The organism is Amycolatopsis sp. TNS106 (genome assembly GCF_019330265.1).
GTDB classification, from domain to species: Bacteria; Actinomycetota; Actinomycetes; order Mycobacteriales; family Pseudonocardiaceae; genus Amycolatopsis; species Amycolatopsis lurida.
On record NZ_CP024972.1, the window covers coordinates 1,258,975 to 1,271,934 of the forward strand.

Annotated in this window: 11 protein-coding genes; 4 read left to right on the top strand and 7 right to left on the bottom strand. The window is 66.5% G+C overall.

The features are described 5' to 3' along the window. The first annotated feature begins 13 nt into the window (after positions 1-13). Entirely contained in the window at positions 14-637 is a 624-nt protein-coding gene (locus tag CVV72_RS05710) for a response regulator transcription factor (protein WP_219151379.1), read from the top strand. Here the strand turns inward: CVV72_RS05710 and CVV72_RS05715 are convergent. Continuing rightward, positions 632-3,619 carry a BTAD domain-containing putative transcriptional regulator gene (locus CVV72_RS05715; protein WP_219151380.1) on the bottom strand — a complete coding sequence of 996 codons (2,988 nt, stop codon included), beginning with the start codon at positions 3,617-3,619 and terminating at the stop codon, positions 632-634. The genes CVV72_RS05710 and CVV72_RS05715 overlap by 6 nt on opposite strands. Before the next feature lie 146 nt (positions 3,620-3,765). Beyond that, complete coding sequence (locus CVV72_RS05720; protein ID WP_255632540.1) at positions 3,766-4,563, bottom strand: hypothetical protein; 798 nt, start codon at positions 4,561-4,563, stop codon at positions 3,766-3,768. A 187-nt stretch (positions 4,564-4,750) separates the two neighbouring features. Between CVV72_RS05720 and CVV72_RS05725 the strand changes: the two genes are divergently transcribed. Further along, complete coding sequence (locus CVV72_RS05725; protein ID WP_219151382.1) at positions 4,751-5,128, top strand: hypothetical protein; 378 nt, start codon at positions 4,751-4,753, stop codon at positions 5,126-5,128. Between the two features lie 101 nt (positions 5,129-5,229). Here the strand turns inward: CVV72_RS05725 and CVV72_RS05730 are convergent, their stop codons facing one another. The 4 genes from CVV72_RS05730 to CVV72_RS41500 all read right to left on the bottom strand — a co-directional run bounded on the left by CVV72_RS05730 (position 5,230) and on the right by CVV72_RS41500 (position 9,145). Then, entirely contained in the window at positions 5,230-6,045 is an 816-nt protein-coding gene (locus tag CVV72_RS05730; protein WP_219151383.1) for a serine hydrolase, read from the bottom strand. Between the two features lie 898 nt (positions 6,046-6,943). Continuing rightward, positions 6,944-7,657, bottom strand: coding sequence for a hypothetical protein (locus CVV72_RS05735; RefSeq protein ID WP_219151384.1), 714 nt, complete (start codon positions 7,655-7,657; stop codon positions 6,944-6,946). Between the two features lie 749 nt (positions 7,658-8,406). Continuing rightward, positions 8,407-8,829 (bottom strand): hypothetical protein, encoded by a 423-nt coding sequence (locus tag CVV72_RS05740; protein ID WP_219151385.1) that lies wholly within the window; start codon positions 8,827-8,829, stop codon positions 8,407-8,409. A gap of 112 nt (positions 8,830-8,941) precedes the next feature. Beyond that, on the bottom strand, positions 8,942-9,145 hold the full coding sequence (locus tag CVV72_RS41500) for a hypothetical protein (RefSeq protein ID WP_255632541.1): 204 nt from the start codon (positions 9,143-9,145) through the stop codon (positions 8,942-8,944). 45 nt (positions 9,146-9,190) lie between these two features. On the opposite strand from CVV72_RS41500, the gene CVV72_RS05745 reads away from it, so the two are divergent. Continuing rightward, positions 9,191-10,030: a helix-turn-helix domain-containing protein gene (locus tag CVV72_RS05745; RefSeq protein ID WP_255632542.1), complete on the top strand. Its 840-nt coding sequence runs from the start codon at positions 9,191-9,193 to the stop codon at positions 10,028-10,030. 316 nt (positions 10,031-10,346) lie between these two features. On the opposite strand, the gene CVV72_RS05750 is transcribed toward CVV72_RS05745, so the two are convergent. After that, positions 10,347-10,583, bottom strand: coding sequence for a hypothetical protein (locus CVV72_RS05750; protein ID WP_219151387.1), 237 nt, complete (start codon positions 10,581-10,583; stop codon positions 10,347-10,349). Between the two features lie 1,066 nt (positions 10,584-11,649). On the opposite strand from CVV72_RS05750, the gene CVV72_RS05755 reads away from it, so the two are divergent. Continuing rightward, a complete protein-coding gene (locus CVV72_RS05755; protein WP_255632543.1) occupies positions 11,650-12,948 on the top strand; it encodes a serine hydrolase in 1,299 nt (432 codons plus the stop codon). The last annotated feature ends 12 nt before the right edge of the window (positions 12,949-12,960 follow it).

Below are 12,960 nucleotides of genomic sequence, written 5' to 3' on the forward strand. Positions count from 1 at the left end.
TCGAGGTGATCCCATGGTTCGTGTTGTCGTGGTCGACGACCACGCCCTGGTCCGCGAAGGGCTGGCGATGGTGCTGGCCGCGCAGCCGGGCTTGACCGTCGTCGCGCAGTGCGCGGGCGGGCCGGAGCTGCTCGACTTCCTCGTCATCGCACGGGAACCGGCCGACGTCGTCCTGCTCGACCTCTACCTGCCGGACATGGCCGGCCTGGAGACCCTGCGTCGCCTCCGTGAGCAGATGCCCGCCCCGCCGCCCGTACTGATGCTGACCACCATCGGGAGGCGGCACGAGATCCGGCAGGCGCTGGCCGCCGGCGCCGCCGGTTTCGTGCTGAAGGACGCCACCGGGGCCGAACTGGCCGCCGCCGTCCGTGGCGCGCACGACGGGATGACCGTGATCAGCCCGTCCGCGGCGGCCACGCTGTGCGGTACCGGTGATCCCGGCCTGACCCCGCGCGAGCGCGAAGTGCTGTCGCTGCTCGGTTCCGGACTGTCCAACCGCGACATCGCGGGACGGCTCGGGCTCGCCGAACGCACGGTCAAGGTGCACGTCGGCAACGTGCTGGCCAAACTCGGCGTCACCAGCCGGACCCAGGCCGCGCTGCGCGCGCACGTCCTGCTCGGCTCGGGGGATTCATGAGCCGTCCAGGTTTTCGAGCTTCGCCCTGATTTCGGCGGCCTGGGGAACGTCGAGGTCACGGTAGAAGTCGAGTACCCGGAGCCAGTGACGGCGGGCCTCGTCGTGCTCGCCCCGTTCGGCGTGGACGTCGCCGAGGCCGGCGTGGGCGTGCGCCACCTGCTCGCGGTGGCCTGCCTCGGTGGCGACGGCCAGCGCGTCGCCGTGACAGCGGAGGGCTTCGGCGTGGCGTCCCGCGGACGTGTGGGTGGCGCCCAACGCGTTGAGCGTCTCGGAGAGCACTTCCGTGTCACCGATGGCACGAGCGAGCGTCGCCGCTTCCTCATGGTGGCGCAAGGCCTGTTCGCCGTCGCCCCGTCGCCGGTACACCACCCCCAGAACCCTCAGGCTGTCCGCTTCCTGGGTACGGAATCCCGCTGCCCTGGCGAGGGTCAAGCAGCGCTGGGCGTGGTCGAAGGCGTCGTCGTCGTGTCCGATGTGGAGATACATCTTGGCCAGGAGATTGACCGCGTTGCATTCGATGTGTTCGTCATGATTTTCCCGGCACAGGGTGAAAGTCACGTCGAGATGGTGTCTGGCTTCATCGGGAAGGCCGAGGCTCAACAGGTTCTGGGAATGGTTGATCCTGACCGCGCAGTGCAGATACCAGCTTTCGTCCGGGTCGGTCAGCGCGAGTGCGCGCTCGAACCTCCGCCGGGCCTCTTCCAGCTCGCCCTTCTTCCCGTACACACAGCCGAGAAAGCTCAGCGTCGCGGCCTGGAATCCCTGCTCTCCGGTGCGCTGGAACGCGGCCATCGCCCACTCCAGATGGTCGATCGCTTCGCGGTCCCGGCCCCGGCGTGACATCGTGACACCGAGTGCGCGTCGCGCCTTCGCTTCCGCGCGTTCGTCTTCCAAGGCACGGGCGGAGTCGACCGCGCGAGTGTGCAGGGCGACGGCATCGTCGTAGTAGCCGCCGGTGTCGAGGTAACGCCAGACGGTCTCCGACAGGTGGATCACGGACGCCGGTCCGCCTTGCCCGCAGACCTCCAGCAGATCGGCCCGCTCGGTGTCGAGCCAGCGCCAAGCGTGGTCGTAGGTCGAGAACAGCGGTACTTCCCCGTGGGGTGCCGGCGCCTTCGGCCTCGGGGCGTAGTCGTCTCGCGCGATGACGTCCATCGCGGCCGAAGCCGTGAACAGGTAGTGGTCGAGCAGCCTGCTCAGCGCGGCCGCGCGTTCGTCGGCGCTGTCGGTGGATTCGGCGAGTTCGGCGGCGTACGCCCGCAGCAGGTCATGGGAACGGTAGCGGCCGTCGGACGACTGATCGACGAGATGAGCCCTCCGCAGCACGTCCAGCGCGCGGCGCGTCTCCCGCAGCCCGGTGCCGGCGAGGGCCGCCGCCGCATGGTCGTCCGTGTCGTGCCCAGGATGCAGGCCGAGCAGCCGGAACAGCCTGGCCGCCACCGCGTCCAGTTTCCGGTACGACCACGAGAACACGGCGCGCACGGCGGTCTGCGGATCACCGTCGACGTCCAGCAGATCGAGCGCGTCCTGCTGGCCGGACAGCTCGTCGACGAACTCGCCGAGGCCGCGAGCGGGCCGTGACCGGATCAGCTCGGCGGCGATCCGCAAGGCCAAGGGTAGCCGAGCGCACCGTTCCACCAGCGCCGCGGTCGCTTCCGGCTCGGCGTCCACCCGGTCGGTGAGCAGTTCACGGAGCAGAACGCGGGCGTCCTCGTTCGGCATCCGATCGAGATCGAGCCGATGGGCGCCCTCACGGGCGACGAGACCGGCCAACGCGTCTCGGCTGGTCGCCACCACGAAACACGACGGGCTACCGGGCAACAAGGGACGCACTTGCTCGACCGTGCGGGCGTTGTCCAGCACGATCAGCATCCGGCGGCGGGCGACGAGGGTGCGAAACCGCGCGGCGCGCTCGGCGAGATCCTGCGGAATCGCCGCACCGTCCAAGTCCAGCGCGCGCAGGAAGCCCGCCAGCGCGTCTTCCGGGGAGACCGGCTGATCGGGGCCGTAGCCGCGCAGATCGACGTACAACTGACCGTCGGGGAACCGATCCCGCACCCGGTGTGCCCATCGCACGGCGAGCGCGGTCTTGCCCACTCCGGCGGTTCCGGCGACGGCCGAGACCACCGCGGGCGCTCCTGCGGCGAGGAGGCCGTCGAGCTCCACCAGCTCGGCGTCCCTGCCCACGAATCCCCGCACATCCACCGGCAACTGAGCGGGAACACTCGTGACCGGCCTCTTCTCGGCCGGCCCCAGCGTCTCTCCCGCGAGCATGCGCCGGTGCAGCTCACGCAATTCGGGCCCAGGGTCCACGCCGAGTTCTTCGACGAGTGTGTCCCGTGCCGCGCGATACGCCCGCAAGGCTTCGGCCTGCTGCCCGGAGCGGTACAGGGCGGTCATGAGCAGGCCGTGCAGCCGCTCGCGAACCGGATACCGGCGCACCAGATCCGTCAGTTCGCCGATGATCGCCGCGTTCAGCCCGCAGGCGAGTTCGGCCTGGTAGAGCGTCTCCAGCGCGACCGACCTGAGCTCGGTGAGCCGCCGCGCCCAGTCGGCGAGCAGCGGGACGTCGACGTCGCGGAACGGGTCGCCGTGCCACCGGCCCAACGCCCCGCGCAGGATGTCGACCGCCCGCTGGGGTTCCTCGTCCGCGATTTCTCGCGCTTCCTCGAACAGCGATGCGAACCGCTCCGAGTCCAGTTCTCCCGGCAGCACCCGCAGCCGGTAGCCCGCCTCGCCGAACGACAGCCGATCCGGCTCCCCGAGCACACCGCGGAGCCGATGAACGTGCAGCTGAAGCCTTTGCCCGTGCCGCGGGTCGCGCCGGTCACCCCACAACGCGCCGGTCAGCACGTCCACCGGCACCGCCTGGTTCGCTCGCGCGAGCAGCACACCGAGCAGGATGCCCTGCAACCGTCCCGCCGGCGCCTCGTCCCGCCCGTCGCGTCGGACCCGCAGCGGACCCAGCACCTGAAACTCCACCGCACCCTCCCAGCCGCCCGCTCACCGCCACCAGTGTGGCGTACGGGCCAGGGTGGTTCGCGGAGCGGCGGCGGTGCGCATGGTGTGCCTTCGAGAGCTGAGCCATGGCACGGGCCAGGCGAGCGATGCCTGGCCCGTGCGTGCCGTCAGGCCAGGCGGACCTGGAAGACGGCGACCCGGGCGTCATGCCCGTCCACGCGCATGTCCACGGTCTTGGTGTCGATGAACTGCTCCTGGACGACGCCGTTGCCGGCCAGCCAGTTGATGCGGTCGATCCCGGTGCCGAAGCACCGGCGCTCCGTGTCCAGGCCGGTGGCCCGGTAGTAGTTCGGGTTGTTGGTATCCGCGGTCCAGAAGACCAGGCGCCCGACGTTGTGGTGCGCGAGTACGCGACTGGCGTGGATTCTCTTGTGCTCGTTCCACTCGTCGCGCAGGTCGGTGCGCTGGTCGCCGTTGTACGCGTTCGCGATGTAGTGCGAGTTGATCAGCGCGAACTGGAGCGTCGGATGGCTCTGGTGACGCACCACGACCTCGTTGATCCAGCGCGGCGGGGTCACCCCGCTGATGCCGCCGTGCACATACGTGGTCTTCGCGCTCGCCACCTCCCACGGCTGCGGGATCGAGATCGGGATCCGGAACGACGTGCTGTGCCGCAGGAACGCGTTGTTGTACAGCGGGCCGAAGTAGTGGTCGATCATCGCGGGCTCACCGGTGTCGCCCTCGTTGATCTCTTGCCAGCCGACCAGCGGCCGCACCAGGGAGTCACAGTTGCGGACGGCGTCGATCGCGGCTTCGCGCGCCCCGAGGTTGTCACGGCCGATGTTGGCGGTGACGATCGGCAGCCGGATCCATCCCGTCGCGGCGGAAGCCGTGTCGGTGCCGGCGGCCAGGACGCCGAGCGCGGCGCCACCCCCGAGAGCGAGCGCCTTGCGTCTGTTGAGCATTCCGGACACAGCAGATTCCCTTCTCGCGCTGTCACTGTGGGACACAGCCCGTCAAAGTGTCACAGAATGTGGTGCGGTTGTGACCCCTGCGCGCCAAAACTGCCGCTTGCCGCGGACCCTGGAAACGGTTCCTGCCACCGCCAGGCGGGTTTCCGCAGGAGTCGGCGGCACCTCTATCGTCACTACCGTGAAGACCTGGGCGCAGCGGCCAGCCGGGAACGAGGTCGAGGCGGTCGTGCGCCACTATTTCGCCCTCGTGCGGGCGGGAAAGATGCCTGAGGCGGAGAAGCTCGTCGACCACACGTCGGCCCGGCACGTACTCAAGGCGCTATGGTCCGGCTCAGTCGGAGCGAGTACCGACGAGGATCCCGTTCACGATGAGTGGGAACACGACCTGTCGTGGCTCGGCGAACTCGGCCTCGGAAGTTTCGCCTGGGGCGAGACCGGTAGCCATCTCTATGTCGAAATCACTTATCGCGAGCAGGTGATCGACGTGGCATTGGGCTTCTGGGTCAAACCCGTCGACGCGGGCTGGGTGGTTTCGGGGCCGTCCACACTCTGGTAGGCGAGAAGAGCAGCGCGAACTCGGTCCCGGTTCGCCGGTGGCCGAAGGAAATTCGAGGCGCGTCGGACCCGGTGAGATCCACCGGGTCCGACGTTGCCCGGTCAGCCCTTGAAGTAGCCCTTGAACAGGATCTCACTGATCTTGGTCGTGGTCTCCTGGCCGGTTTCGTAGCCGTTCTGGATGACCTTGGTGTTGTTCATGAGCGAGAGGGTGTATCGCTCGTGCGGCCCGACGAAGCCGACCGAGTTCATGATCCAGGAGCCGTCGTCGTTGTCGTCGGACCAGCCGTTCTTGTTGCCAGGGCGAGCGGCGGTACCGGCGCCCCAGACACCCCATTGCTGGTTGACGTCGACGGTGCGCATTTCGCGGACGATGTAGTCGCGGTGCTGTCGCGGCAGCTTCGTCAGGACGTGGTTGACGAGCCGGTCCAGATCGTTCGCGGTGGTGAGGATCCAGCCCCAGTGGTGCGGGTGCTGGTCGGTGAACCGCATGTCGGTCATCCCGTACGACGGGAAGCGCTTGGCGAACTCGGCCTCCCCGCCGTACCGGGTCCACAGCGTGTGTGCGGCGGCGTCGTCGCTGGAGTTGAGCATCCGGTGCATCAGGTCCCGGTCTTCAACGGTCAGCTGGACGGCCCCGGAATCGTTGCGCAGCAACAGATCCACCACCATCGCCAGTTTCGGGGTGGAGCAGGCCCAGATGAGGGTTCCGGCGGCCTTGCTCCGGTAGACGGCTCCGGTCCACCTGTCCCGGAGGACGATCCCGGTGTCACCGGGCCTGCTGTCGGCGTACGCCTGGGCTCGTGCGATGCGTGCCTGAAGTTCCCGGTCGAAGCGGGTCGTCGCGCCGGCGGGCGCGGCCGGGGTCAACGCGACTGCCACCAGTATCGCGGCAAGGATGACGGAAAGTCTCTTCATGTGCTCCCCAGGGTATCGGTTGTTCCTGAGCTTGAAGGCGTTCGCCGGTGCCGGAGGTTGTCACGACTTATCGGATTGTGATGCCGGTCACTTCATCTGTCCGGCCTTTGCGAATTCTCCCCATCCGACGTGACGGCGCGGCGGTCCCAACGCTGCAAGCTCGCCGTCGGCGAACGCGGACGCCCCTACGGCACGCGCTGCAAGAACGAGTACGCCTCAGCCGCTGGCTCCAGGCTGCGCCTGAGTTCGTCAGCCCGGCCACGGCGGGTCGAGAGCATCGCCAACTCCGGGGCCGAATCCAGGAAGCATCGCTCAACGGCCGGCTCGGCGAGTTCGCCTGGCGAACGACGAAGTTGGTGCGGGCGACCGCGAGGTTGTCGAGCGTGTCGGTGCTGTCCAGCTTGATGTCGACGTCGCGGTACGCGGTGAGGATGGGCCCGCTGATCGGACGGCCGGGGTGCGGAGAGCGTGTTGAGCACGGTTTGGCCGAGGGTAGGTAAAGGATCAACTGGCCGTCGCCCAGGACCTGTTCGACCGCCAGATCTCAGATTGAAGGCGGCCGCGGTGTCGGCCAGCGGTGGACGTCGCTGGGGTGTTGTTCGAGGCGGTGACCGGTCGCGGCTCCGGTCGACCCGCGTTTTGGGGCCGGTGCACGGACCGCCGCAACGGCTGGTGTTCACCGAGGCGTCCGGCAGATTCGGTGGTGAGCACCGTGAGTCCGTGGTGGGGCGCTGGGGATGAGCTCATGTCGTGTCCGCCAGAGACGTTGGTGGTCGATCTTGCAGGACCACAACTCGTCACACTCATCCCAATAGTGCCGTAGTCAGCACATCATAGGCGCGAGATGCACTGCCCACAGGGAACCGATCGCGGATGCCAGTCGTATCGCCTCCTCGGGCTATGTCGGCTGAGTGTCGGTAGCGGCCGTTCTCGCTTTGGCGAACTCCTGGAGGTCCGTCCCGCTGGCCCAGAGCTGGTCGAAGCGGTTCTGGTGGAAATGCACCAGTTTGGGAGCGTCCTCCCGGATGCCGCCAAGCTGCTGGTCAGTAGGCCCGGAGAATGCCATGTACATGGTGTCATCGTCGATCAGACAGATACTCATCGGTTCCACCGTCTGGTTCCTCATCTCGATGACCCGGACGTTGTACCGTGGATTTCGCTCGACTTCGCCCGTCTGGGCAACGCACCAGTTCGCCATAGCATCGTTGGCGATACCGATGATCCGCCGAACAGTTCCTCTTCTTCTGGCAAAATTGAGCACCTCACTGAAGTACTCACGCGACTCAGCACTGGATACCGTCGTGGGCGGCACATGCCGGAAGTACGTCACGCGGACCTCGCGCTCCGCTCCGCGGACGGCGTCCCGCGCCGAGCTATAGAACTCTTCGTTGGTCGCGAAGAACACCTCGCCCGGCCCATCGTTCTGAACCTCGATCCGCATGTCACGGATCTGCTTGAGAACGAAGAAGATCGCCGCGAAAATCGCCGCGGTGAGTCCCTTGTCCAGAAACGGGAACAGGTCTTTCAAGAAGGCCAGCAGGAAGCAAACAAGCAGGAAAACAGAGAGCGCGAACTCCTCCCACCTGTCCGACTTGGCGCGGGGTTTGATCACGACTTCCCTCTCCGGGTGCGAGCGACGACCGATACCACGGACACTGTCCGCTCGAACCCGATGTCTGTTACATCAGGCAACGAGATCGTCACGCGATCGCGATCAGGAGGACGTCCCGTATGGTTCGCAACGGGGCCGAAACGGCGAGCAGCGTGCCGTCGGCATCAACAGAGCTCGGCTGATCCTGATCGGGGATGCGGACGGCCACGACAAGTCCACAGAGACCACCCTGCCCGCGTCGTGCGGATCCGTTGAGGCCGCCCGCCGGAGGGTCTTCCGGCGAGGAAATGAAGTTTTGTGAGTCAGATCGCGCTAAATTTCGATGAGAAGTCTGGAATCTGCCCAGTTCACAGCAAGATCGAACGAAATCGATCGTGCGAACCTACATCGTTTCCGGTGGCCATGTCTCATTGATCTTGGCCAATATTGGCAAATATGCCATTGGGTTGCGATTGATCATCGCTGGGCCATCTGACTGGGCGTTTGCTACTCGCCGACCGTCGTCGCGCCCTCACGTGTTGGGGTGGAGCACCAAGGCGGTGGAGCTCGTCGAACGCTGCAGATGCCCACCGGTCGAAGACGCGCTGGCACACACGCACCAGCAGCGTCCGTTCATGCCGAGATGAAGGCGTGTGCCTGTGCCATTGTCCGACGATCTCCGGGGTTGATCACTAGACGTGAACCGGCGAGGACGTGCTCCACGCCGGTCAACGCGTGGAGCACCTCCTCGCCGATGGAGATTCGAATCGTCACATGCAGTTCGTGAGTCCCCAGTTGTGGGTATCCACCGGCGGGAACTGGCTCGGGCTCACCGCCCAGCCGACGGTGGTCCCACCGGGGACCGTGGCACAGGAGCCGACGTAGGTGTAAGAGCCGTCGAATGCGACGGCTCGACCGAAGGGAGTGAGACGCAGGCGAATCGTGCCGCAGTTGTTGTAGTACACGTAAATCGTGGTTCTCGCGCCGCCGGGCTGCTCGACTGTCGTGTTGCAGGCCCGTCTCGGAGACGAGGCCTCGGCGGTACTCAGCACCTCAGCTTTCGCTTCGGGGCCGGCGATTCGGGTCACGGGCCGACCGTCATCGGCGAGGGCGATGCTGACGGGAACCAGTGCGACACCGCAGCCAATACCCGCAGCGAGCAGGAGGGAGCGAATTCGTGCGCTGAATGGCATGGATTTTCCTTTCGGGTCCTTGATGTGGAAGTAGCCCGACCTCGGTCGTGCCGCCAACTTTCCTGGACTACGGCATGGATGTCGTTCGCACTCCGTCGCCATCGCTGAGCATTCAGTCGCCGATTTTTCGACCGAATGCCTGCTGCCTTTCGCTTCCCAAGGCCGGACACTGGCCGTGGCCGATCATCGCGAAGCGGGGGAACAGATGCTCACCACGACGGACTTCCGGACCGACGACTTGCCTGTTGCAGAACGGGTCGACGCCTTCTTCGGCCGCCTCGGTGAGAACGTGCTCGTCAAGCTCCGCGATGATCACCGGCCTGACCTGCGATCAGATCAGCGCCTGCTGAGTATGGGCGGCATGGTCGTGTCGGCGATGACCGGCACGGTGCCGTCGATGCTCCTGCGGCGTACGCCGGCCATCGTCGCGCGCGCTGACACGGAAGAGGTTCGGCTGTCCTTCTCCGTGGAATCCCGGAGCATCCAGATCGGGAAGAACGAGGTCGTGCTCCGCCCGGGCGACTGGTCGGTGGCGGATTCCGCGCTGCTCTACGACATCCCGGCGGCAGGCGGAACCCACACCGAAACATCGATAGGCCTGCCCTACAGTCGAATACCCGTGCGACAGAGCCGGATCGAGCGGCTGGTCGGCCGCCCGCTGGACGGAAAGTCCGGGTACGGTGCTCTCCTGGCCCAGGTACTGACCCAGATCGTGCGGGACGCCGCCTCGTATCGCCCCGAGGACTCGTCCCAGCTGGAGACGACGGTCCTGGACCTGGTGATCGCGCTCTGCTGCCGGGCTTTGGACGGTGGCTCGTCCGTGCCGGCCGAGAGTCGGCGCCGCAATCTCGTCCTCCGGATCCGGACCTTCGTGCGAGAGAACCTGAACGACCCCGCACTGACACCCGGTACGATCGCCGCGGCTCACCACATCTCCCGCAGCCACCTGCACAATCTTTTCAAGGACCAGGAAGAGACAGTCGCGGCGTGGATCAGACGACAGCGTCTGGAACGGGCCGCTCATGATCTGGCCGATCCCGCCCTTCTTGACACACCTGTGCACGCGATCGCGGCACGCTGGGGGTTTTCCCGGCCGGCTGACTTCACCCGAGCGTTCCGTGCCGACCGCGGAGTCACTCCTCGCGAACACCGTCTGCGGCATTTTTTCCCGCCCGGTCAGCCCAGTGGCACGACCGGCTGACGCTGCCTTCTGGAGGCGTCGATGCGCGAGAGAAGGCCGGGTTCGTACTCGCGGAGGGCGTCCCCGGCCGGGCCACCCACGCCTTCGTGGAGTTCTTCATGACGTAGAGGTCCGGAGGGAAGAGCGTCCTCGCGCGTACGCGGAATCGCCCGAATGGGGTCGGCTCCGGACATCGGGCCGCGTCGCCGCGCCCGCGGCACCAGGGAGGTTCCGCTGGCATCGGCTAGTCGCGGCAACGCGGTGAAGCGACCGTCGGGACACAAGGACTGCCGCCTTCGGACGGCGCCCACGCTCACCAGACATGGCTCACTCGGGATCAGGTCGACCAGGCGACCACGCCGATGTAGCCGAAGTTCTTGTAGCCGCAGCCGGTCCAGGTCACGAGGTGGCCTTCGGCGCGTTTCTGCTGGGCGAGTTGAAAGCCGATCTCGTTGCACTGGGCCAGCGTGGAACCGGTGACCGTCTGCTGATAGTACGTGGCTGCTTGTGCGGGCGTGGGGATGACGACGGGCAGGAGGGCGATCGCCGCGGCGGCGCAGAGTTTCTTCAGCACGGGAGCAGCCAAGCACACCGTCAGCGTGGCTCTGTGGGTAATTTCCGCAGATAACTCCGACTTTCCGGGTGGTGAAGCGAGGTCCGGGAATCGAGGGCGGTGCATACAGGTCCGGCCGTCAACCCAGTCCGTCGCCCCGAATCCGTGAAACCTCGGTGGGTGCCGATGCGCCCTTCTCCCGACCTCCATCGGGAGAAGGGCGCAGGCGTCCGTAACGCCAGGGATTACTTCGCTGCCGCCTCCTGTGGCGTCGGCATGCCGTGGGCGACTTTTGCGCCGCTCGCACGGACCACCTGCCCGCTGTGGTCTGGACCACGGCGGGCAGGTGGTCTACTTCGTTACCAAGCGCCGGGTCGGGTGGGCAACCGACGATGGTCGGATGAATGGAGATGCCGATTCCGTTACAGGCAACCGGGTGAATTCGCGTTCTTCTGCTTCACTCCAATGTCTTCGATGATCGAAAAAGGCTGGTTCGTCGGTTGCACGAGACGGTGCACGTGCGTATGGCCGTGCTGCTCGCATGGTGAGAATCGGATTCGTCAAGATCACCTTCTCGTTTCCGCAGTTGGCGGCGCCGTCGGCGGGGAAGATGTGATCTTCGACGGCTCATTTCCGTTTTTTCGCGTTTGGCTCGGCGGCGTGAGGGTAACCAGCAGGCGCCGCCCGGGTATGTGCTTGCGTGCCAAGGCGGCCTGAGCTGGAAGAATTGGACGAGGGGAGGAAGTTTGCGACTGTTCCGCCGGCGATGAGACCGGCGGCCGAATTCTGGTCTTCATTTATTTTTCACGCATCCGTCGACCGGTGGATGTGTTGGTTTGTTCATGCCTCGGGCGTGCTCGTTATCCGATGTCATTCCAGGATGTGCGGCGGATTGACGCTGGTTCAATAAAATGAATGACAGTCATTGCCACCCTGTGTAGCGTCGAGCGCTTTTCGGTCGAAGCGGCTTTCCCACCATTGGCGGTACAGACGATCTCCTGGCCCGGGCAGCGTGTTGTTCCGGCCCGATGTGGACAGACGTGGCCCATCAACTCGTGATTTCCTGTGTACAGGGGAGGATTCGGTCATGCGGCCTGCGCAAGAACGGTACGACCACACTGGACAGAACCCGGTGCCGACGCGGCGGCTTCAAGAAGTACTGACCGGCCTGGCGGGCAGGCACGGTGTTCCGGGAGCACAGCTCGCGGTGCTCGAAGGCGGCCTGACCACAGTGGTCCAGACCGGTGTCGAACATCAGGACAGACGCAGACCGATGGGCCCGTCGTCCGCCGTACTGATCGGATCGGTCACGAAACTGGCCACCGCCACGGTCGTGATGGCGCTGATCGCGGACGACGATCTCGAACTGGATCAGCCGGTCGGCGAGCTGCTGGGCGACCCCGCTCTCGCCGGGGGAGTGACGCCACGTCATCTGTTGAGCCACACCAGCGGCCTGCCCTCCGATCCGGCCGACGTCACCGGGACGTGCCTGCGCGAGATTCGCGCGGCGATCCCCGTATGCCCGCCCGGGACCGCCTTCTCGTATTCGAACCTGGGCTATGCCCTGGTGGGCTCGCTGATCGAGGCGGTCACCGGGATGACCTGGCGTGAAGCCGTCGAGGCGATACTCCTGCGACCACTGAAAATCGAGCCCGCCTACGCCGAAAGCCCGAGAACGGTTCCCGGCCACGGACGCGCCACCGGACCGGCCGGTGCGCGTCCGGTCGAGCAGGCCTTGCCACCGATGCTCGAACCCGCCGGCGCGCTGGCCTTGAGCGCCGAGGACCTGGTCGAACTGGGCCGGGTCCATCTGGGAAAGCCGGGTTTGCTCGACGTCGTGACCGCCGCGGACATGCATCGCCGGGTGCCCGACGCCGAGCCGTTCGGCCTGGCCGACGGCTGGGGGCTGGGAATCGCGCACTACGAGGACGAAGACGAAGTCTGGCTCGGCCACGACGGCACCGCCGACGGAACCTCCTGCCAGTTGCGGATCGATCAGGCGGGTGCCTGCGTCGTCGCGTTCACGGCGAATGGTGCCGCGGGCACGGACATGTGGCACGACCTCGTCACCGAGCTCCGCGCGCTCGGTCTCTCGCTCCCGGAGCGGCGGCTGCCCGCACCGGCCTGCCCGGTCCCGATCCCGGGCGGTGACTTCGGCACCTATCGCAACGGTGCTCTCGACTACACGATCCGCCCCGGCGAACACGGCGGAGCCGAACTCGTCGTCGACGGCGAGATCTTCCCCGAACTCACCCTCCACGACGACGCCTCGTTCACGGTGCGCGACCCCGTCACCGGTCGCCCGGCGCCGTGCGGCCGGCTGCGCGGAACGCCCGGCGAGGCGACCGCGATCGAAATCGGCGGCCGCCTCGCCCGGCGGCACTGAGCCGCCTTCTCC